A 19,728-nucleotide genomic window follows, 5' to 3' on the forward strand; every position below is an offset into this window, starting at 1 on the left:
ATCCACCGCAATCTGTAGCGGCTTGCCTGTTCGGCGCGGCCCAGCGATCTTGTCCCGTATGGGCACCAAGTCACGCGAGAGGATTACGGCCCGTCCGTCCGGGCAGCGGGCGCGTAGAGCACGAGGGTGACAAGGAGACCGCAGCACCGTTCACCCAGTAATACCAAGCGTCCAGCACGTGGACGCCGAGCACAGAACATGAGCGGTGATTCTGAGCAGGAATTATTTTGCTGATGGCATGGTCGGTTGCTTGGGCACTTTACATCTCTGCCCTCATGAGCGACCGAATGTACGGCGCGAGTAGCTTGAGATTACAGACGTGACCCGTCTGCGAAACTCTCGCACGTCGGCGGGTTCCCTGAAATGCGCATCCTTGATCACGGGCGTCAGCTCGTTGCGAAGGGCTTCAGGCAGTGCGGCCATAAGTTCGTTCAGCGGTCCGTGAGGTGGAATTCGGACTAAATGTCCCCCAATTATTGCTACCCCGGGACCGCAGTTGATCACGCCCCAGAGGATGATCGCGATAATATCGTCCCGCTTGCCGCGCGGAATTCGGAGAGGTGGGGGGCTCAATAAGAATCCATGTCCGGCGGAGGAACCAGCATTGGTATGTAGTTCACCCCAGCCGACAATTGCCCCGGAATCATTCATTTGAATTGCAAAGTCTAGACTCCAACCGGATCCGGACGGGAAGAGATCGCTTACCGCTGTGATAAACCCTCCGCTTTGAAGATAGTAGTTAAATTCGTGCTCAAACAAGATTTGACCGTTAGCATTGAGGTCAAGAATTTGGCCATTTGAGAATGGCGTGAGTGTGTTGGTGGTGGCATCGTAAATTGCCTGTACTTCGGGGCCGCCCCGACCAAAAAACCAAACCCACAGCTTGTCGTCGTTGGTGATGCGAATTCCATTGGACTCGACGATGGGATTTGCCACCGCGTGCAGATTTGCACCATCGTAAAAGACGGGCACTTCGAGCTGATCGAAGCCTAGTACCCACCCTTGAACTCCGATTGCGTGGCCAAGATCGTTGATATCTTTCAATTCAAGGAAGGCCGTCGATCCGGGTGGTTGCGACGGTAACGTTGGCAACACCCAAGTAACCGCCTGGGTGTTGTGGTTGAAGATAAAACCTCTCTGATCATCCAAGACGCTCCAGCTTTTTGCCGCTGTTCCCACCACATCGCTGGAATTGTTCAGCGCCAGGGGTCCAATTGCGGGATAACCCGGAATTGCGATCGGCTCGGTCGTATTCGTTTGAAGATTGTAAAGCGCGTATTCCCGCCCGGTGGAGCCCTGCACTCTGGCGAGGACAACGCGCTCGTTGTTGATGGCCAGTACAGCTATGATCTCAGATGGAAGAGTGATGAGTGTGCCGTCCACGAGGCGGACAAAGTTTGGCGGGTTCAACCCGGAGCCCAGGATGACGTCGCCTCGATTGCTTATTCCTTGTGGCCGCATCGGACCAAGATCTACGACAGAATAGCCCATGGGGTGTCTCCTGCAGATTGCAAGTGTTTCTTAGCACGGTCTGGTCGAGGGCACTTTGGGATCGTCTCCTATTGCGTGTTCGCGGTCGCGGTGCGGGAGAACGACCTCGCCCCTTCGTGCGTATTTGATCCGGGTAATTTTGGCTTTCCTTGGAACTTACGTGGACTGTATCTCAAGTAGGGGCCATAGTTTGGCGGCGTGTTGCCGAGGAGGTGCCTCTGTTCGCTTGAGCACCTTGGCTGTGAAAATCACCAGCCGATGCGCGACCAGAGGCTCAAGAGCACGTTCGCCATCATCCCTTGAGCAGTTCTTACGTCCCCGCAAACTGGACGGGCTCCAGCCTCTGGATGATGGCTGGAGCCCGCAGAGCCGCCGTTGGGCTTAAGCGGCTCGACCGGGTGAACCGGATGGGGGACCCCGGTCGCGTTAAATCATCGGCATTGCCAGAACGTCGGCTTGACCTAGGTCAATCGCGCCGCGTGCGGTCCTAAGTTTTTCACCGATCGCACAGGGGACGGCCCCAGCCAATGGGGCTTGGCCGGGGTCGGATTCCAAGAGCCGCGCATCCTAGCAGCTCTCACCGGGTTCGAGCCCGGTGCAGCGAGGATTCAAATTGCGAGATGTTCCCGCTATAACTTATGTGCAAAATGTAAGTTCGTTTTTTGCTGCTCGGTCGCCGCCAAACGTTCAAGCTGCACAGCTCGCTCCAGATATTCGACCAGAAGCTTCATCCCGCTCTCCCTCTATCGTCCTCCCCTTACAATACGAAACCTCGGAGCCGCCAGCTTGTCAGGCGGAACGCGAACGGGCGTGAACTTTGTATCGGTCCGCTGAGCGCGCTTGCAGTTCGGGCAGACAAAGAGGTGGGCGATTAACGGATCCGGAGTGTCTCGCACCAACTCCGAGCGAAACCATCTCATGGGTGATCCGGCAATTCGGACAGTCCGGGGCTTCGAGATGCCCCAGCGCGTTCCTTAGACGATCCATGCCTGTCCCCAATTGCTCCGGGAAAAGCTAGCAAGGAACTCGCCCTCGGAATGTATTAAAAGATACACTCGGCCGGATTAGGACGGCTGAAATAACAACCTATTCTTTTTGGCCGGGGTGCAGTTCGGCCTTTTCTTCAAATGATATAGATGTTCTTAGTTGAAAATCAGAAGCCCTCTTACTGTTTCGGCACTCTGATTTCCCGGACTGTCATCTCGGCCAGAGCGACGGCGTCACTAACGCCGCGCATGTGAATGTCGATCATCCTCTTGGCGACGAGATCACAAATCGGATCGCTTCGATCCACCAAGTCGAGCTTGCGCAGGGCGTGGTTGAAGGCGAGTTCAAGAACGTGTTCTTGTTCGTGGGTAAGATCGATATTCGCAATCAGCCGTGAAATCGGCATGACCATTGCTCCCTTGTTTAGGCGGGAGCGCAAACGGGTCTCTCAGTCACCGATTGAAGCCACGGACCGGGCGGTGATGAAACTACGCTGTTCCTTAGCGGCTTAGCAGTCAATGCCCTGAGAGTGCCAAAAAGAACACAATTAGGGCTCTCTCAACGTCCTGTCTCGGTAGGGTGTTCGCTTTGGGCTTCGAGGCTGTCGGCGCGTAACCGGGACTCTTCCACGATTTCGAGCAAGGCCGCCCCAAGCAGCCGCCGTACCGCATCATGGTTGGCCGATAGCGCGCGTCGTCCAAAAAACGGCCCCAACTCTTCGCATCCAAAGTTGGGGCCGAAAGCACAGGGCCAGCATTGGGCTCTTCGCCAGCCCAAGGTCAGCATGCACCGGCACCGAGTCGATTGCGATATAGCGAACGGATATCTGCGAACCGCCCGCGCGGCGAGATCGAGGACGCGGCCGAACGCGAGTGCTAATCGCGGATCGAAAAAACGGCCCCAACTCAGGGGGCGCTGAGTTGGGGCCAACACACGCAGGTACCAGCCAGATCATGCTGGTCACAAGCCCAACGTGTACGGGGCTCGGTAGTTCGGGCGATAGGGCAATAGATGTATGGGTGGCGCGATCGGTTCCGTTCCTGCTAATACGCCGCCATGACCGATCTGACGCGTCGCCGAAGCGACAACGACCGACACGAGACCTGGCACATCTATTTCGGCGACGTCCTCATCGGAACGATCGGCATCCGCGCTGGCGTTCCGACAAGCGGTGATCAGTGGGGCTGGAAACTTGGGTTCTATCCGGGCATGGAACCCGGCACGCAGCGCTCCGGCTCGTCCGCGACATTCGATGAAGCCCGCGCCGCATTCGAGCGCGCGTGGCAGGACGTAGAACCGACGCTTCGCGAGGACGATTTTGAAGCTTGGCGGCGAGACCGCGACTTCCACGCGTGGAAGTATCGCATGCAAGCTGGGGGGTACCGGATGCCAACGCAAAGCGCCAACGGCTGGTCGAGGTGCTTCTGCGGAGAGCTGATCCCGATTGCCTGCGAGTTGCACGTTCACACCGCTCACCGGGGGATCGGCGCATGAAGCGCGTTGGGGACCGTCCCTACGCCGACCCGGAGGCAGCCGCACGCAAACTGATCGAGCTTGCCGCCAGCATCCCGCCGGTTCAGGATGGGCGCATTCACATCGAGAAGATCAACGCGCCGTTCCTCTTCCAGCTCAAGGCGAGCGGTCCGGAGTTCGGCGCTGGGATCAAGTATGCAATCGAGAAGGGCTGGCTCGAATTGCACGAGAGCGGCACCTATGTGCGGCTACGCCATAAGCCTGACGACCCAGTCATCTTCTGAGCCTTGCAGACATCCGATGTAGCGTGATCGCCAGTCCGATCGTCACCTAGCGCTCCGTGAGAAAAATCACTGATCGGTCCTCGAATTCACTGACTGGGAGATGGCCTGCGGCTGCTGTTAGTGCCGCAACAGATATCGTTCTCGCAGGCACGGCGCGGTGAACAGGAACCATGGCCGCAGTCACGGCGGCAGCAATAACGAGAGCAAAGGCGGCAATTTGCTTGGTCATGGAAACTCTCCATCCCAGCCCCTCGGACGTAGGTCTCGCGGACGCCCTGCGGTGGTTCAAGAATGGGCGATCTTTTTTAACGTCAGCGGATCTGACTGGGACAAGGTAACGCGGTCAGAACGGAGATAGGAACGACGCACAAGGATCGCATTTTTTGCTCAACTGGCTCGCCGCTAAGCCAGCAAGCGCGGCCCCGGACCGACAGATCTGTCCCCTCCAGTCATGGCGGCCGGGGCCGCTTCAATCACATCGCGCTGTTCTTCATCGCGCCCAGCAGGAACAACACACGGGCGGAAAAATTTGGTTGCTCGTTAGCCCTTCACGCGGGCTCGCATGAAGGGTTGGCGGCGGCTCCGGGTCCTTGCCGGATCAACCGGAGCCGTCCTCAAAGCCGGTCGCCTCGAATTTAATTTCCAATCCGGTCCATTTCGTACAGACGAAGAGAACTCTCGGGCTGAGATTACCGAGCTCATAGCATTGAAGGGAGGTCCGACATGACTTGCGCGCGCTGCGACGGCACGCACTGGGTTTGCGAGAACCACCCCGAGCGCCCGTGGGAAGGGCCCAACGCCTGCGGCTGCGGCGGCGCGGGTGTGATCTGCCCCGTCTGCAACAGGGTCGGGCCCGACGAGTTGCCATTGCTGCCAAACGGGTTCGAGACCGGCTTTACGACCACCGACGTCATGCGTCCATTTCTACGCAAGGCCACGAAACAATAGCCGAGCTTGACGCATCTGGCGCGAACCGCTTGGATCGATCGATCTCGCCTCGGTGGAGCTGTGTTATGCGTTCTTCCCCGTCGATTGTGCCCGGCTCCGACCGGGACATCTATCTCGTGCTCGATGACTTCGGCGGCCACCTTGGCCGGGCATGGACCGAGACGGACGAGGAACACACCGACCGTGAGACGCTGCTGCGGCATCTCATGGATGGGCAATACAGCAACCCCATCCGCATCGTCTGCTTCAACACGGGCGAGGGACGCCTCTGAGGACATCGCCGAGGAACTGCAACAGCGCTGCGCCGACCGCGCCGAGGTTCCGTCCTCTCTTGAGGAATTTCTTCAAACCCACGGACGGCAGGCGGATATTCAATTAACGCTCCTGTAGCGCGCTGTTCTGCCGCAACTTCACCCCCGCTCGCCCATGTTGTAAATTCCGTGACATTACACCCGGAGCGCGAATTTCCAGATGATGGGAGAAACGGAGGATGCCCCTGTTCGAGGTCAGCATTTGCTTTTGCACCCCCGGCAAAACATGGCACGAAGACACATCGAGAGACGTCACCGCCCTCATCGAGGCGCGCAACGGCGTGCTTGCAGCGAAGACCGCCCTAGACGGACTTGAGTTCGACGAGCGCGCCGAGCTGGTTCATTTCATCCATATCGGGCATCCGAAGAATGCCTAGCGGCAGAGCGGCGATGACGTCGTTTGGCCTGCTGGTCGTCACCATCATCGGTGTCCTGTGCGCCGCAGCGCTCGCAAAGCCAGCTGCCCGACACGCCGTTCTGGACCGAGCCCGCCGCACGGTCGGCATCCTGTTCTGGCTCACCGTGTTCGTGCTGCTGGTAGCCCTCTGGTCGCGGCTCGATTGGTGATTTTCCTCGACAAGGTGCTCAACCGAACAGAGGAACGGCGCGCGGGTCCAGTAGGCTTCGAGCTACTTGGCACTGGCACTGGCAATGCGCCAAGTCGGCGGTCCCGGCCTCAAACCCTCAACCGCGCCCACGGCCGGGACCGTTCCAGTGTCTTGCGATGTCCAACATAAAGCCTGATGCGGGAGAACGCGCGCTCACTTCAAAGGTCGAAGGCCGCAGCGAAACCCCGGACGCTTGCTGTCCCCGTTCTAACCTAGGTGAATCGCGTCGCACGTTCCTTCGGGGGACAGTGCACAAGTGAACAGAGCGGCGCTTGGATCTGGGAGTAGCGTGATCTTGCTTGGCTGCAACCCAAGCACCTCGCGTCGCGGCCCCGGCACTCTCCTTCAGCAGCATTGTCCCTGCGTTGGCCGGGGCCGTCGTCGAGATGAAAAAAGGGCCGCCGTTGTGAGCGGCCCTCTGTCAGTCCAGCGCCTCGATCTCGCGCATGAAGCGCATCACGTTCTCGCTGAAGCCGTCGATACGGGGTGCTAGACCTCACGCGCCGCCGGTCAACAACGAACAACATGACCAAGATCACGGCGATCGGAAGGACGACGCCGAGTGCTACAATCCAAAACGTTGGCAAATCATACTTCGTCATCATGCATTGCGGAGTTCTTGCGTTCCACCGGACAGCCCCAGCCTCTGGATGATGGCTGGAGCCCGCAGAGCCGCGGCTCGACCAGGCGAACCGGATGGGGAGTCCCCGGTCGAGTTGAATGTAAGCGTAGCTCTGCGGCCCTTTTGATTGATGCTTGACGCCTACTTTGTCCGCGTAGCGCGTCGTCGCGGCTTCCATATGTCGGACAATGCGTTGACCGCCGCCTCAAGCGCCTTGCGGTCGATGACGTTGGGATCGAACTGCTCGGGGCCCCAGAGGCGCATTTGTTCGTGCTCCGGATGGGTGGGCTCGCTGATGGCGTCGAGGTATTCGGCATAGCCTGACGCACCACCGACATCTTCCGGAGGACAACGGCCGGCGGCCTCGAGCAAGAGGGGAAGTCCTTCCGTTGTCGTGTTGTCGAACCACTTTTCAAGCTTGATCACGTGATCCCAGCTGTCGCCGAAGTCGTAGAGATAATGGATCGTCTTGGCGCCGGTCTCTTGAACGATATTGGAGAGCCGCGTCTTGCGGGCATCGATGGGCTGAGGGTCAAAATCTCCATCGGGATCAGGGATACCCCAACGGCCGCCGCCGGCTAGGAACTCGAAGAGATGGCTATTCGTCCAGCCAAACGCCGCCTGAAGCGTCAGATGCAGCCGGTCAAGACGTAAAGTGATCGGTACGACAAGACACCGCATCACCTCCGGTTTCACGTCCTTGAGGGTTACCCTGATCCGGACGACGGTCGTGTTAAGGCTCATGCTGCCAGTCTCGGATCGAGCGCATGCATCGTATAGGTCGATGCCCAGGGAAGCAGTTCGTCCAGTCGCGCCGCAGGCCAGCCATTAACGAGCTTCGCGAGAACATCAGCGAGCCAGTGCTCGGCACTGACGCCATTGAGCTTACAGGTCTCGATTAACGAAGCCAGAACTGCCCAATTCTCGGCGCCCTCGTCGCAGCCGGCAAAAAGGAGTTCTTGGCGTTGAGCTTGATCGGCCGCATCGCTCGCTCGACCGCATTGGTATCCATCTCGATGCGCCCGTCATCAAGGTATAGCGTCAGGCCGTTCCAATGCCGCAGCGCATAGCGCAAAGCCTTCGCCGTGTCGCTCTTCTGTGCAAGGTGATCAAGCTTGGCCTCAAACCACTGCTTCAAGGCTGCAGCCAGAGGCCTGGCATGCGCCTGCCTGCCGGCGTGGCGCTCGTCCGCAGATCGGCCGCGGAGAGCCTTCTCGATCGCATAAAGCTGGGCGATACGCTCGAGAGCCTCGCGGGCAACCGGAGCTGGCGCTGGCGCCACCTCCCGTTCGATCTTCACAAACTGCCGCCGCAGATGCGACCAGCAGAAGGCGAGCGTCCCGGACAGGGCGTCCGCACGCGTCTCTCGGGTCATGGTCTTGTAGGCCTGATAGCCGTCGCAATGGATGATGCCGCGATAGCCCTCAAGCAGCCGCAAGCCATGAACGGCGCCGCGGCCCGGTGCATAGGCATAGACCACTCCAGGTGGATCAGGCCCGGCCCAGGGCCTGTCGTCGCGCGACAGCGCCCAGAAGTAGCCGGTTTTCGTTCTGCCGCGGCCCGGGTCCAACACCGGCGCCGGGGTCTCATCGACGCAGAGTTTCGAGGAGGCGAGCAGAAGCTGGCGCAGCCGATGCCACAACGGCTTCAGTTCCTGGGCGGCATAGCCGACCCAGAAGGCGAGCGTGGAACGGTCCAGCGCTATTCCGTGCGTCGCCAGCATCTGCGCCTGGCGGTAAAGCGGCAAATGCCAATGATACTTCGCGTCGATCACATGCGCGACCAGCCGCTCGGTGGGCAATCCTCCCCTGATCAGTCGCTCGGGAGCAGCATACTGGAGGACGACGCCGTGACAGGCGCGGCAGGCGAGCTTAGGCCGGCGGGTGACGATGACGCGATACTGCGCCGGAACGACGTCCAGCCTCTGGCTCTCATCCCGACCAATCTCAAAGAGGTCGCCCGCGCAAGACGGGCAACAGGTCTCGGCCGGCATCAGGGTTTCCACGATGCGCGGCAAATGCTCCGGCAGCTGACCACGGTTGGTTCTGCGCTCGGCCGTCCTCTTCTCGCAAACTCTGGGATTGGCGCGATCCTCGGTGGCTTCGAGGGCCGCGACGGCCTCTTCGATGTCCTCCAGAACAAGCTGCAGCTGATCAGCGTCCAGCTTTTCCGAGGATCGACCGAACTGCGCATCTTTCGCAAGCTTGAGTAACCGCTCGAGCCTGGCGCAGCGATCCAGCAGAGCCGCGGCAAAGACACGCAACTCGGCTGGATCGCTCGGCAGCTCATCGGGCAAATCACTCATGGCCCGAGCTTGCCATGCTTCGCGCCGTGATGCAGCGAAGATTTGTATTTTTACGCAAGCGCTTTCGGCTGCGGGATTCGAGGCGCGTGCATGCGTGTCCAATCCATGCCGGCCAGAAGCGCCGACAACTGGGCGGCATTCATCCGCATCACGCCGGCCACGATGGGAGGCCATTTGAAGCCGCTGCCATCGAGCCGCTTCCAATACATCACAAGGCCGCTGCCATCCCAGACGACAATCTTCACCCGATCGGCGCGCTTCGCACGGAACACCACCGCTACGCCCTTCATCGGGTCATGGCCCAGCGTCTCCTTCGCCAACAGCGCCAAGCCCTCCGCACCTTTTCTGAAGTCCACAGGTTGCGTCGCCACGTAAATCATGAGGCTCGCGGGCATTGTCAGCATGGACGTGTCCGTCGGAGCGCTAGGAACACATCACTCAGCACAGCAAGGCCAGGCGTCCCGCGCACCTCTACGCGCGCCCCTTGGAACTCGACCGTCACAACGGCGGCTTCCGGCGACCCGGACGGTTCTGCGGTCGCCGGCAACGCCGATTCCGATACCACCGGCACGAACGACAGCGTGTCCGCCGACGCCGGAAGCACCAACTGGCCCAACCGCGCCCGGCGCCGCCAGTCATGCACCTGCTGGGGCCGGCAGCCATGACGACGGGCGACATCCGTGACAACCGCACCCGGCTCGAGGCTTTCGGCGGCAATCTGCGCCTTCAAATCGTCCGGCCAGCGCTTGCGACCTGCACCAGCATACACTTCGATACGTGGTGACAACGGTCGTCTTATGTCGTCAGATTGGTCGTCCATTATGAGCACCCTTGCAGAAGATGACTCTTCTAGCGGTGCTCTCAAGACTCCGTACAAACAATCCAAAGGGCCTCGGCGCTACGCTTACAGTTGAATCGTCGGGATTGGCAGAACGTCGGTTTGACTTAGGTCAATCGCGCCGCGTGCGGTCCTAAGTTTTCCACTGACCGCAAAAAAGGGCCCCAGCCAAATGGGGAATGACCGGGGCCGCATTCCAAGAGCCGCGCATCCTAGCAGCTCTCACCGGGTTCGAGCCCGGTGCAGCGAGGATTCAAATTGCGAGATGTTCCCGCTCTAACTTATGCAAAATGTAAGTTCGTTTTTTGCTGTTCCCGACCATCTCGTAAATCGCTAGAGGGCGGATTGATGCGCCAGAACGGATATGCCGCCAGTTCTTTCGAATGCTGCCCGAACATATGGAACCGCCTGTTTGTAAACTCCGTAATGACGCCGAAAAATTCAGTTGGTGCCCTGATCGACGCAAGTCTGAGGCCGAATTCAAAAGCTAATTGCGCGTTGGCCCCGGCAATCTCAAGAAGCTTCGCTTGATACGCCTGCATGTTTGCGGTCGCTAAAGCAAAGCCTTTCATTGGATCGCTACCCGTCATTCTCTGACTGAGGTCATCGGGTAAGGCATCCACCCGAGGCTCTTTAGAATCATCATGAAGCCCAAGAGGCGACTCAATCGGGACTGCCGCAACAGAGCAAAGTAAATCCTCTTTCTGGCTTCGAACAATGGCCTGCTTGTTCCGTTGGGCCCGAGCGGCCAATTTCGGATTGCGGGCGCGCTTCAGCGCTGTCGCCGGTTTGCGTTTGGTCATCTGACGCTCCAAGAAAATGGGGGGCGACTTCATTTCTGAAGGTCAACAGGCATTGTGATGAGGCGTTCCAAACCTGTGGATTGTTGGAGCTCCGCATAAACCAAGATCAATCGCGCGTTCTGCGATGTCGAGATGACCAACAAACGTCTAGCTAGCGATCTTCCAGATCTATGCTCAACGGCGTCAGTTTGAGAACAATCAGCCCTCCGCGCGTTGAGTCTCCAAAGGCCGTTTTATCGCCGACGTTCTCATCATGGACGTCAAGCTGCCGGAGGCATCGACGGATGGCTCATCGCCGAACGTTGCGGAGACCTGAACCGCGTCGGTTTTAAGCAGTGACGTGCTGCCTGTGAGTGGCGGCTCAGGGTCAAAACGCGAAGAACTCAGGTTGAGCAAATCTGGTCCGCTCTGGCTCAACGAGCGGACTTACGACCCGCGAGGCGCAACTTCGCCGATGCGCCAATAGGTGACATTCGAGATGAAAGAGGCCGTCCACGTCAGCAAGCGAATAGACTTGCATTTTATTGCTCCCGGACGCCTCCCTTCCTTAGCCCATCGACAATGTCATCGAACTCCCGACGAAACTGCGGGTTGCTTGAGATTGAGTAGCCAAGATCACGGTACCACTGGACCGTAAAGTCTGGTCGAAGCTTGTTCAATTCGGTCAAACTCTGCTGTGCCTGTTCCGATTGCCCCGTGGCTCCGTAAGCCGATGTCAGATCTACATAGGTGTAGAAGTACAAGTTGTTCAGATTGACCGAGCGCCTGCATTCCTCGATCGCTTCCTTGTATTGGTGCAGGTGCAAGTGTGCATGGCAGAGCCAGTAGCGCCAAAGGTGAGCAAAAGGATCTCTGGGACTGAGACGGAGAGCCAACTGGGCAGGCGAGAAGGCTTCGCGCGCCCGCCCGGTGACGACAAATACAATAGCTTTAGCACCGTAGACAGCTGGATTATTTGGATCAATTTCGAGCGCGGCATCGTATTCAGCCAATGCCTCCTCAGGGTGTCCAAATAGAAGAACGAGCCCCTTGGTCGTATGAGCACTCGCGCTTGCCGGGTTTTTTGACAGAACTCTGTCGATGAGGTCGATCGCTTGTTTTCTGTCTTCAACAACGGAAGCAGACCATCGATTGTTGACAGCAGCGGCCAAACACCGCGCTTTCCCAATCATGGCCTCAACGTTGTCCGGATCGAGGCCCAGCGCACTATCGAATAAGTCCCTTGCCTGAGCATTTTGGCTTTTCGACTGCGCCTCGTAGAACTTTGCCCAACCGCGCATCGTGAAGTCCATGGCATCTGGATTCCTCGACCGATCCATTTCGCTGCGACGGCTTTCGGCTTGGATCAGTTCAATGTTGAGCGAGCGGGCGAGCCGCGCTGTGATCTGGTCCTGCAAGATGGCGAGGTTCGCACGATCGCCGTCGAAACGATCGGACCAGACGTCCCGACCGCTCGCGATATCCGTAAGTGATACGTTGACTCGGACCTGATCCGCGTTGCGCCGCACCGCGCCCTGGACCGCCCAGCGGATGCCAAGGTCCTTGCCGAGCGTCCTGAAATCGATCTGCTTGTTCTTGTATGTAAAGGCCGTTCCGCGTCCGATAACGAATGCGCCGGGCATTTGCGCGAGGTCGGTTGTCAGATCGGTCGTAATGCCGTCGGCGAAATAGTCCTGCTCCGGATCGTTGTTGAGGTTTGCGAACGGCAGGACGACTAGCGACAAACGGGGAGCAATGTCGGGCCGGGCCGTCGCCTCCCTCTGCGTCTGTTGCTTGTCCGGAAACACGTCGGTGCGGAGCGTCTTCCACACCGTCCAGTAGCCGACGAGGCCGCCCGCGATCGCGCCGATAGCGGCAATCGAAGCGAGTGCCCCGCCGATCACCTGCAATCGCGCACGGAGGCGACCCTTAAAGTTGAGGCTCGACGCTGGTTTGTCCGGTTCTTTATCAGAAGCCGTTTTGTTCAGTGGGTCTTTATCGGATGCCGGCTTGTCCGGTAGGTCGTTGGAGACTTCCGAGTTGGTCACCGTCGCCTCCCCCGCAGGGGCCAAAGGCCCAGATTAAAATTAGCAGATTTCCGCGGCTCCGGGTTGGTCAAGGTCGCTGACTAAGTTCAGGTTTCTCTGAAAGGCGTTCCTTCGAAAATCGTGGGTTCTACCTCGTGCGAATAGATGTTCGGTTGGGGCCAAAACCGGAAGTGGTCCGTCTTTCGATCATGCTGCGCAACGGCAGTTATTTGGGAAGTCCGACCAGTTGCCACGTCTCGATCGACCTGTTGAGATTCTCTTGATCGCGATAATCCAGACGACAATGACGTCGGGTGCAGCGCATTCCATGAGGCGTCGAACGCGGTTTTCGTTGCTAACCTAGCCCAAATGGCAGAAGATTTGCACACAACCCCGCCATCCGGGAAGTACCAGCTGAAGCATAATTGACGGCGCGCTGCGCCAGGGGACCGGGCAATCCGGCTGCTCCGTCCTAAGTCGTTCTGCCGGGCGAGGGAGCGAACAATGACAGGGCTCACCAGACGTCAAGCAATCGGAACGATGGGAGCGGCGGCAGCATTCGCAGCAGGTCTTGGACGCCCGGTCTTCGGTGACACCGCAGCTGGATCGGCCGGCATTGATCAGGTGCTGACCGAGGCGGTCAAGTCCGGGAAAGCGCCTGGGGTTGTAGCGCTGGCGGCCAACGACAAAGCTACGATCTATTCGGGCGCGTTCGGCGTGCGTAACCTCGCGCAGCCGCAGGCAATGACGCTTGATTCAGTGTTCTGGATCGCCTCCATGACCAAAGCCGTGACGACGGCCGCGGCGATGCAGATGGTGGAGCAGGGAAAGCTGAAGCTCGATCAGCCCGCCAGCGAGATCCTGCCGGATTTGGCGTCGGCGCAGGTGCTGGAGGGGTTTGACGCGGTTGGCACTCCTCAGCTCCGCCCCGTCAAGCGGCCGATCACGCTGCGGCAACTGCTCACGCACACCGCAGGATACACCTACGACATCTGGAACGAGAATACCGGCCGCTACGAGAAACAGGCCAACCTGCCGAAACTCATCACCTGCAAGGACGATGCGCTCAAGACGCCCTTGGCTTTCGACCCCGGAGACCGCTGGGAATACGGCATCAATATCGATTTTGCGGGCAAGATGGTCGAAAAGGTGAGCGGCGAACGGCTGGAAAGTTATTTCCATGAGCACATTTTCGGACCTCTCGGCATGGCCGATACAAGCTTCAGGCTCAGTCCGTCGCAACGCGAGCGGCTCGTGGGGATGCACTCGCGTGGCGACGACGGCGCGTTGAAGCCGATCGAATTTGAAATGCCGCAAGAGCCGGAATTTTTCATGGGCGGCGGCGGCCTCTACTCGACCGGGCCCGATTACCTGAAGTTCGTGCGCATGTTCCTTAACCGCGGCAGCCTCGACGGCAAGACCTTATTGCAGCCCGAGACCGTGGCGACCATGGAACAGAATCAGATCGGCAACACCAACGTCACCGCGCTGAAGAGCGTCATTCCCGGGAGCTCGCGCGATGCTGAATTCTTCCCCGGGATAGTCAAAAAATGGGGGCTCGGCTTCATGATCAACACCGAGACTGCGCCGACCGGGCGAAGCGCCGGCAGTCTCGCCTGGGCCGGGCTCGCCAATACCTATTTCTGGATCGACCCGAGCAAGAACATCACAGGCGTCATCCTCATGCAATTCCTGCCGTTTGCCGATCCGCAGGCGTTGCAGACGTTCGCCGAGTTCGAAAGCCGCCTCTACAAGGTCGCCTAAGTCTCGAGGGTGGTCGGCGCGCCAAGCCGACCGCCGTTGCTACAGGAGAACTCGACCCAGCCATCGATCACAGGCTCGGCTAGGTCGGTGACAATTGCGAAATGTCCGTTCCGGGTCAAAGCGCGAAGAACTCAGATTGAACAAATTTGGCCCGCCCGGGCGCAATTAGCTTGGGCAGACGAGGCGCAACTTCGCAGATGGGCCAGCAACGGACATTCACGTGCGCCAAGCCGGAGGACGCTTAGGGCCAGAATGCGACATTCCTGCCTCGTCAAAGAGGTCGGTAGCTGAGTCGGCCTTGCGCCGCGTCGCTTCTCAGCCCACCGGCACCCCTTGCCCGCCTTGGCCGGTAATAGAGTTGCTATCGCGTTGTGCAAAGTTGCCACGGCTGGGCCTAGTCGGTACGTGCCAAAGCCGGACTAAATTCTGCGTTTGCCATCATCAATGTGCAAATAATCAGCATTGAACTCTGCAAGGACTTCTAGTTCTCCACGATTCAGCAGCATTACCTCGCCCTTTTCCCACTCGATCAAGCCACGGGATCGAAGCTCTTGGATCATGCGGTTGACATGCACAACCGATAGGCCGCATGCGTCCGCCACGTTCTGCTGTGTGAATGGGAACTCAAAACTGTTGTTGCGCATGAGCCCGACTACTTCTAGGCGGGCTGCAAGCTCACACAGAAGGTGCCCGATCCTCGGCAAGGCTGAACGCGCTCCAAGCGCTGCAACCCACTCCCGGAAGACAGCGCCATCCGTCAAAGTTTCGCGCCAAAAAACATGAGTAAGCGCCGCGGATGATGTCAGCAAGTTTTGCAGATCCGAGTGCGGAATAAAAGCCACTGTCGAGGGACCCACGCTGCAAAGATCATGATCCATGCGCGGGAGGTGCAAGGTGTGCAAATCGGGAATATCGCCTGGAACGTACAGTGCGAGAATTTGCGATCGGCTGCCAACTATCTTTTGGCGCGAGACATACCCGCTTACGACCGCGCCGCAGTTAGTGGCCGTATCTCCCTCGCGTAATATGTAATCGCCATCAGCGAACTGCTTTAACTTAACGGGTAGACCCAACAGTTGATCGCGCTCAACCGGGGACAAGCCACTAACAGCCTCCAAGCGGCCGATCAGCCTTTCGAGTGACATCTTGTAGTCCCACCTGAAGTTATTCAGGAAATTACCGTCTGCCACCACTGAAGCAAGGTAGCACAAGCAGCCGCGTGAGACAAAGTTCACCCAAAACTGGCCGAAACATTGGAAGAAACGCAGGCACCCTGGACTAAGTGGCCTTCCAACTCCAGAACGGGCGAAACGGGTCAAAAGCTGCCCTTGGCAGGCTGCTTCACCTTGGTCGGCTCATCTCCCGCAAGCAGACGTTCCGGCACTTCGAGCGCAGGTCGGCGACGGGCCATAACCGGACCTGTTCACTCGACTATCTTGTCGGCACTGGCCAAGAGTGCAGGAGGGACGGAAAGGCCCAGCTGCCGGGCCGTCTTCAAGTTGATGGACAGATCAAATTTGGTCACTTGGTAGAACGACGGAATATGGCCAGCCTTCGCTCCGCGCAAAATTGCGTCGATGTTGCTGGCAACGCGCTTATACAATTCGGCTAGATCAAAGGAGTAGGCCATTAAGCCCCCGGCCTCGACGAACGCGAAAATTAATCTCGGCCTGCGATTTCTCTTCGTCTGTACGTCCAACGGTTCAGGGCTGAAGCCTCGATAGAAGCCGTTGCCGATCGTGTTCGCGAAGGCGCTGATCCTTGCGCAGGGTTTCCAGCTCCTGTTCGGCGCGCTCAGTGCTTTGGCCGTCACGCTTCAGCTCAATGATCAGCCGTTCCTGTTCTGCGAGGCGGCGCTCTCCTTCGACTACGTCGCGTTCGACTTGTCTCAGCTCATCGAAGATCGAGCTGGTGTGGTCCATCGTCGGGCCCCTCCCTCAAGGGGAGCCGTTGTGCTCTGTCTGATCAATCGCGCCGACACTTCAAACGTTCCCGTCTACGCTGCCGCATGCACTGCGTGTTCCCGATTTCGTTCCTTATCCTAGGTGAAGGACGTTATGTGCACTTTGGTACATAGTGACAGCATGGAAGGTAGCCGCGCAGCTGTCAAAAATGCTTCGCGTTCGCGGCCGTGCTGCGCGATCTGCTCAGCCACGCCTCGTCTGCTGGAGGCGATGTAGATCCCCGCACCGGTAAGACGGTCCGCGTTTTCCAGTGCCAGTGCGGCGAACTGATCTGGCAGGGTTTGAAGGAATGATGGCTGACGAAGCAAGCTAGGTCATCAGCAAGTCTTTGCTTTCCGCCAGCAATCCTCGCTCGGCACTTCGTGCAGGATGCCCTCGTATGCTGCGCGGTTCATATCGATGAGGATGCGCATCAGCACGGCGCGTTCTGCGGGGATCGCGAGCGGCGGTGGCGTGGTCGTGTTCATGAGGCTGTCTCGTCTTCGTTTTTCAACTCGTTAGGTAGGGCCGCGCGGCGGCGTTCAAAACTGAAGGTTTGGTAACGGAGACATCACGATCCGGCGCGCATAGGAAAGTCATAGGAATTGCAGCGGCGCAGGTTACGGATGTGACAGGTGTTCGTCGTCAGGTAGAGCGCGGCGCGGGTGGAGCGGTATCTGTGCGTGCATTTGTATCAGCGCGCCCATGCAATCGCGCAGCATGTGAGACAATTTGTCTCTGCGCCCCGAGCAAAAGAAAAGCCGCCCTCGGGCGGCTTGTCTGTCTCTCTTGCGAGTGATTGTCAGGCGGCGAACGGCAGCACGACCGCGCCGTCGCGCATCGCGTCGAGCTTGTCGGCCCAGAACTGCATCATGTCGGCGCGCTCGGTCAGACGGCCGCCGCGATCATAGATGGCCTGCGTCGAGGCGTCTTCGTGGTCGAGCTGGACCTCGACCAGCGCCTTCTGATCGGGCCAGCGCACAGTCTGGTGCCCGTTGATCACGATCCGCTCGGCGTTGAGCATGGTCGAGGCGGACGAGCGGAAGCCGTGGGCACAGTGGATGCCCTGATAGCCGAGCGAGACGAGCGCATCGTTGAGCCGACCCTCGGTCAGTCCGATCTCGACCTCGGGGTCGGCCTTGCTGAAGCCCGGGAACAAGTAGCAGCTATTGCCGGTCAGCTTCCGCAATTCCATCAGCAGCGCGATGGCCTGTCGCGACAGCGGGACGACGAGGTCGCGCTCGACCTCACGCTTTTCTTTCCGCTGGCTCGCCATCTTCAGTTTCTTGAACGGGATCGTCCACGCCTTCGCCTCGAAATCGAATTCGTCCCATTCCGCCATCCCGACGTTGGCGGGGCGGACGAAGGTCAGCGCCAGCAGCTTCAGCGCGATCCGGTCGTGCAGATGACGCCGCGTCCCGCCGAGCTTGTAGGTCTCGATCTTGCGCAGCAGCTCGCCGAACGGCTTTGGCAGCATGATCGCCGGGCGGCTCGTGGTGACGTGATCGGCGAATCCCTTCGACGCGCTGAGCCGGTCGAACGGCGCATAGTCCTCAGGGACCATGCCGCGCGGCATCCCGTAGTCCATGATGTCGCGCGCGGCCGGAAGCAGGCGGCGGCGGGTCTCATACTGGTCTTCGAAGGCGACGAGGATCGGCGACATGTGCTTGCCCTTGACCTGATCGGTCGGGATGTCACCGAAGCCGGGGACCTTGATCCCGTCCAGCTCGACGCCGTCGCAGAGATAGTGGACCATCAGCTCCGCGCGCAGGCTGGTCTTTTTGCTCTTGCCCGCCAGCGTGGTCAGCCAGCCCTTGGCGACGTTGCGAAAGGGCGGATAGCCGTTCTCCTCGGATGCAGTCTCACCGAGCTGCCGGTGCTGCACTGGATCGATGCCTGACTTGACGAGGTCGCGCGCGTCGTCTCGCTTCTGCCTCGCCTCGGAAAGCTTGACCTCAGGATAGGTGCCGATGGTGAAGGTCTTGCGCCAGGGCTTGCCCGTCTTCGGGTTGGTGCCGAGCACGTAGTCCCAGCGGAAGATCTTCGAGCCGTTCGTACCGACGACAACGTACAGGCCGCCGCCAATGGTGACGCGATATTCCTTCGCCTCGGGTTTCTTGTTCTTCAGTTGCAGATCGGTCTCAATGGGCCGGTGTGCCATGGTGAGTCTTTTCCTCGTACGGTAAATGCGTACTGTGAATCGGCTGGATGCGGGCCGACAGTCGCTGACAGACCCTGAAGGGAAAATAGGGAAAAGCTGCTTATTCAAGATGTTACAGACGTGGAAAGACGGCCGGCTACAGGCGCTGACAACAAAAAACACGCCTCTGTCTCCCCTTGTGGGAGAAGGTGGCGCGAAGCGCCGGATGAGGGGTTCTATCCGCGAATTCTAGTGAGAGCGGCGTGCGCGGAGGGATACCCCTCACCCGTCTCGCCGCTCCGCGGCGATCTACCCTCTCCCACAGGGGGAGAGGGTAAGATAGCGACTTAGGTCCCCGGCTTCTCCACATCCCACTCATTGCGGAACACGTGTCCTTCCGTGTCCTTTGCTTCGGCGCGCAAACGCTTGGCGCCGTTGGAGACGTAGGTGAAGCGCAGATTGGGATCTTCCGAGATCGAGATGCCGCCTTCCATCGACAGCACGGGGCTGTCGTCCTGCGTCAGCTTCAGCTGGTTGATGAAGAAGGCGGGAATATAGAGCTGCGTGACCTGGTCCATCTGCAGGCCGGAATTGTTGGGATGGCCAATCATGATCTGCGCTTCGCGGACTCGGCTAGCGGGCGCGTCCTCGCGCGCGAACTGCCGGTAGCGCATCTGGCCGAGACGGTTCTTGGCTTCCTCGATGTTCTTTGCCGCCGGCGCGGAGCAGCCGCCGGACGCCTTCACATAGACTTTCGAGACGTAAAGCTGGCCGTCGCTGAGCTCGGCCACTGCATGCACGTCGGTGTAATTGTTGACGCGCACGCGTGTGGAGATCTCGGTGACGTTGGCATCCGCGCCGAGCTCGAACTTCGCCGCCATCGGTGCGGGGTTGCGGTCGATCACCAGCGTGATCGAGCGGATGCGGCGGCTGTCAGCCGGCGACAGCTTGCTGCGCAGGGTCACGGGCACGATGGCCGCGTCCTCGGCGCGATAGGGCATCTCGATGCCGATGACGTCGTTGCCGTCATTCATCGGACGGCTGTTGAAGATGTCCTGCACCAGGCCCGGCCAGGGATCGTAGCCCTCCTCAGCCCGCGCCGGCCCGGCGAAGGCGAGGCCGAGCAGTGCGGCGATCAGGGGCAGGCGGCGTGTGCATCCCGTCATGGTCGTGGTCCCGTGCGGACGAAGCTGTCCGGGTCAGGG

The 19,728-nt window shown here is 59.4% G+C and carries 20 protein-coding genes and 1 pseudogene; 6 read left to right on the top strand and 15 right to left on the bottom strand.

Annotation, left to right across the window (positions count from 1 at the left end; genetic code table 11):
- Positions 1–273: 273 nt before the first annotated feature.
- Positions 274–1,491: a hypothetical protein gene (locus QA642_RS15055; RefSeq protein WP_283085348.1), complete on the bottom strand. Its 1,218-nt coding sequence runs from the start codon at positions 1,489–1,491 to the stop codon at positions 274–276.
- A 1,165-nt stretch (positions 1,492–2,656) separates the two neighbouring features.
- Positions 2,657–2,884 carry a hypothetical protein gene (locus QA642_RS15060; protein ID WP_283085349.1) on the bottom strand — a complete coding sequence of 76 codons (228 nt, stop codon included), beginning with the start codon at positions 2,882–2,884 and terminating at the stop codon, positions 2,657–2,659.
- A 650-nt stretch (positions 2,885–3,534) separates the two neighbouring features.
- On the opposite strand from QA642_RS15060, the gene QA642_RS15065 reads away from it, so the two are divergent.
- The gene (locus tag QA642_RS15065; RefSeq protein ID WP_283085350.1) at positions 3,535–3,972 is read left to right on the top strand and encodes a hypothetical protein; all 438 of its coding nucleotides are present in this window, start codon (positions 3,535–3,537) and stop codon (positions 3,970–3,972) included.
- Positions 3,969–4,235, top strand: a complete 267-nt coding sequence (locus QA642_RS15070; RefSeq protein WP_283085351.1) for a hypothetical protein — start codon at positions 3,969–3,971, stop codon at positions 4,233–4,235. Before QA642_RS15065 ends, QA642_RS15070 begins: the two co-directional genes overlap by 4 nt.
- A 46-nt stretch (positions 4,236–4,281) precedes the next feature.
- Here QA642_RS15070 and QA642_RS15075 read toward each other — a convergent pair whose 3' ends face one another.
- The gene (locus QA642_RS15075; protein WP_283085352.1) at positions 4,282–4,464 is read right to left on the bottom strand and encodes a hypothetical protein; all 183 of its coding nucleotides are present in this window, start codon (positions 4,462–4,464) and stop codon (positions 4,282–4,284) included.
- 784 nt (positions 4,465–5,248) lie between these two features.
- Here QA642_RS15075 and QA642_RS46525 point away from each other — a divergent pair.
- From QA642_RS46525 to QA642_RS15090, 3 genes are all read left to right on the top strand, one after another.
- Entirely contained in the window at positions 5,249–5,455 is a 207-nt protein-coding gene (locus QA642_RS46525; RefSeq protein WP_349253841.1) for a hypothetical protein, read from the top strand.
- A 218-nt stretch (positions 5,456–5,673) separates the two neighbouring features.
- Positions 5,674–5,871 carry a hypothetical protein gene (locus QA642_RS15085; RefSeq protein ID WP_283085353.1) on the top strand — a complete coding sequence of 66 codons (198 nt, stop codon included), beginning with the start codon at positions 5,674–5,676 and terminating at the stop codon, positions 5,869–5,871.
- Positions 5,872–5,884: 13 nt separating this feature from the next.
- Positions 5,885–6,061: a hypothetical protein gene (locus QA642_RS15090; protein ID WP_283085354.1), complete on the top strand. Its 177-nt coding sequence runs from the start codon at positions 5,885–5,887 to the stop codon at positions 6,059–6,061.
- 804 nt (positions 6,062–6,865) lie between these two features.
- Here QA642_RS15090 and QA642_RS15095 read toward each other — a convergent pair.
- The 6 genes and pseudogenes from QA642_RS15095 to QA642_RS15120 form a co-directional block, all read right to left on the bottom strand.
- The gene (locus QA642_RS15095; RefSeq protein WP_283084040.1) at positions 6,866–7,468 is read right to left on the bottom strand and encodes a plasmid pRiA4b ORF-3 family protein; all 603 of its coding nucleotides are present in this window, start codon (positions 7,466–7,468) and stop codon (positions 6,866–6,868) included.
- Positions 7,465–9,029, bottom strand: a pseudogene (locus QA642_RS15100) (IS66 family transposase). The gene QA642_RS15095 and the pseudogene QA642_RS15100 overlap by 4 nt, the downstream one beginning before the upstream one ends.
- Positions 9,030–9,079: 50 nt before the next feature.
- On the bottom strand, positions 9,080–9,424 hold the full coding sequence (gene tnpB, locus QA642_RS15105) for an IS66 family insertion sequence element accessory protein TnpB (RefSeq protein ID WP_271597244.1): 345 nt from the start codon (positions 9,422–9,424) through the stop codon (positions 9,080–9,082).
- Between the two features lie 2 nt (positions 9,425–9,426).
- The gene (locus QA642_RS15110) at positions 9,427–9,849 is read right to left on the bottom strand and encodes a transposase (RefSeq protein WP_283079831.1); all 423 of its coding nucleotides are present in this window, start codon (positions 9,847–9,849) and stop codon (positions 9,427–9,429) included.
- A 299-nt stretch (positions 9,850–10,148) separates the two neighbouring features.
- Positions 10,149–10,670, bottom strand: a complete 522-nt coding sequence (locus QA642_RS15115; RefSeq protein ID WP_283085355.1) for a Phasin protein — start codon at positions 10,668–10,670, stop codon at positions 10,149–10,151.
- A 521-nt stretch (positions 10,671–11,191) separates the two neighbouring features.
- Positions 11,192–12,697, bottom strand: a complete 1,506-nt coding sequence (locus tag QA642_RS15120) for a tetratricopeptide repeat protein (RefSeq protein ID WP_283085356.1) — start codon at positions 12,695–12,697, stop codon at positions 11,192–11,194.
- Between the two features lie 483 nt (positions 12,698–13,180).
- Between QA642_RS15120 and QA642_RS15125 the strand changes: the two genes are divergently transcribed.
- Complete coding sequence (locus QA642_RS15125) at positions 13,181–14,440, top strand: serine hydrolase domain-containing protein (RefSeq protein ID WP_283085357.1); 1,260 nt, start codon at positions 13,181–13,183, stop codon at positions 14,438–14,440.
- Positions 14,441–14,859: 419 nt separating this feature from the next.
- Here QA642_RS15125 and QA642_RS15130 read toward each other — a convergent pair whose 3' ends face one another.
- The 6 genes from QA642_RS15130 to QA642_RS15155 form a co-directional block, all read right to left on the bottom strand.
- Entirely contained in the window at positions 14,860–15,585 is a 726-nt protein-coding gene (locus QA642_RS15130; RefSeq protein WP_283085358.1) for a Crp/Fnr family transcriptional regulator, read from the bottom strand.
- Positions 15,586–15,863: 278 nt separating this feature from the next.
- Entirely contained in the window at positions 15,864–16,070 is a 207-nt protein-coding gene (locus QA642_RS15135) for an ABC transporter substrate binding protein (protein ID WP_283085359.1), read from the bottom strand.
- A gap of 73 nt (positions 16,071–16,143) precedes the next feature.
- Positions 16,144–16,362 carry a hypothetical protein gene (locus QA642_RS15140; RefSeq protein WP_283085360.1) on the bottom strand — a complete coding sequence of 73 codons (219 nt, stop codon included), beginning with the start codon at positions 16,360–16,362 and terminating at the stop codon, positions 16,144–16,146.
- A 359-nt stretch (positions 16,363–16,721) separates the two neighbouring features.
- Positions 16,722–16,871: a hypothetical protein gene (locus QA642_RS15145; RefSeq protein WP_283085361.1), complete on the bottom strand. Its 150-nt coding sequence runs from the start codon at positions 16,869–16,871 to the stop codon at positions 16,722–16,724.
- Between the two features lie 314 nt (positions 16,872–17,185).
- Entirely contained in the window at positions 17,186–18,544 is a 1,359-nt protein-coding gene (locus QA642_RS15150) for an integrase arm-type DNA-binding domain-containing protein (protein WP_283085362.1), read from the bottom strand.
- Between the two features lie 326 nt (positions 18,545–18,870).
- A complete protein-coding gene (locus QA642_RS15155; RefSeq protein WP_283085363.1) occupies positions 18,871–19,689 on the bottom strand; it encodes a quinoprotein dehydrogenase-associated SoxYZ-like carrier in 819 nt (272 codons plus the stop codon).
- Positions 19,690–19,728: the final 39 nt, after the last annotated feature.

Origin of the sequence: Bradyrhizobium sp. CB2312, from assembly GCF_029714425.1 — a bacterium.
Lineage (GTDB): Bacteria > Pseudomonadota > Alphaproteobacteria > Rhizobiales > Xanthobacteraceae > Bradyrhizobium.

Bases quoted from the DNA above. Each gene is read 5' to 3' on its own strand.
- QA642_RS46525 (WP_349253841.1), top strand. From the start codon at position 5,249: ATGCGTTCTTCCCCGTCGATTGTGCCCGGCTCCGACCGGGACATCTAT.
- QA642_RS15110 (WP_283079831.1), bottom strand. From the start codon at position 9,849: ATGGACGACCAATCTGACGACATAAGACGACCGTTGTCACCACGTATC.
- QA642_RS15090 (WP_283085354.1), top strand. From the start codon at position 5,885: ATGACGTCGTTTGGCCTGCTGGTCGTCACCATCATCGGTGTCCTGTGC.
- QA642_RS15145 (WP_283085361.1), bottom strand. From the start codon at position 16,871: ATGAACACGACCACGCCACCGCCGCTCGCGATCCCCGCAGAACGCGCC.
- QA642_RS15075 (WP_283085352.1), bottom strand. From the start codon at position 4,464: ATGACCAAGCAAATTGCCGCCTTTGCTCTCGTTATTGCTGCCGCCGTG.
- tnpB (WP_271597244.1), bottom strand. From the start codon at position 9,424: ATGCCCGCGAGCCTCATGATTTACGTGGCGACGCAACCTGTGGACTTC.
- QA642_RS15130 (WP_283085358.1), bottom strand. From the start codon at position 15,585: ATGTCACTCGAAAGGCTGATCGGCCGCTTGGAGGCTGTTAGTGGCTTG.
- QA642_RS15155 (WP_283085363.1), bottom strand. From the start codon at position 19,689: ATGACGGGATGCACACGCCGCCTGCCCCTGATCGCCGCACTGCTCGGC.
- QA642_RS15125 (WP_283085357.1), top strand. From the start codon at position 13,181: ATGACAGGGCTCACCAGACGTCAAGCAATCGGAACGATGGGAGCGGCG.
- QA642_RS15135 (WP_283085359.1), bottom strand. From the start codon at position 16,070: ATGGCCTACTCCTTTGATCTAGCCGAATTGTATAAGCGCGTTGCCAGC.
- QA642_RS15085 (WP_283085353.1), top strand. From the start codon at position 5,674: ATGCCCCTGTTCGAGGTCAGCATTTGCTTTTGCACCCCCGGCAAAACA.
- QA642_RS15065 (WP_283085350.1), top strand. From the start codon at position 3,535: ATGACCGATCTGACGCGTCGCCGAAGCGACAACGACCGACACGAGACC.
- QA642_RS15055 (WP_283085348.1), bottom strand. From the start codon at position 1,491: ATGGGCTATTCTGTCGTAGATCTTGGTCCGATGCGGCCACAAGGAATA.
- QA642_RS15115 (WP_283085355.1), bottom strand. From the start codon at position 10,670: ATGACCAAACGCAAACCGGCGACAGCGCTGAAGCGCGCCCGCAATCCG.
- QA642_RS15095 (WP_283084040.1), bottom strand. From the start codon at position 7,468: ATGAGCCTTAACACGACCGTCGTCCGGATCAGGGTAACCCTCAAGGAC.
- QA642_RS15150 (WP_283085362.1), bottom strand. From the start codon at position 18,544: ATGGCACACCGGCCCATTGAGACCGATCTGCAACTGAAGAACAAGAAA.
- QA642_RS15060 (WP_283085349.1), bottom strand. From the start codon at position 2,884: ATGCCGATTTCACGGCTGATTGCGAATATCGATCTTACCCACGAACAA.
- QA642_RS15140 (WP_283085360.1), bottom strand. From the start codon at position 16,362: ATGGACCACACCAGCTCGATCTTCGATGAGCTGAGACAAGTCGAACGC.
- QA642_RS15070 (WP_283085351.1), top strand. From the start codon at position 3,969: ATGAAGCGCGTTGGGGACCGTCCCTACGCCGACCCGGAGGCAGCCGCA.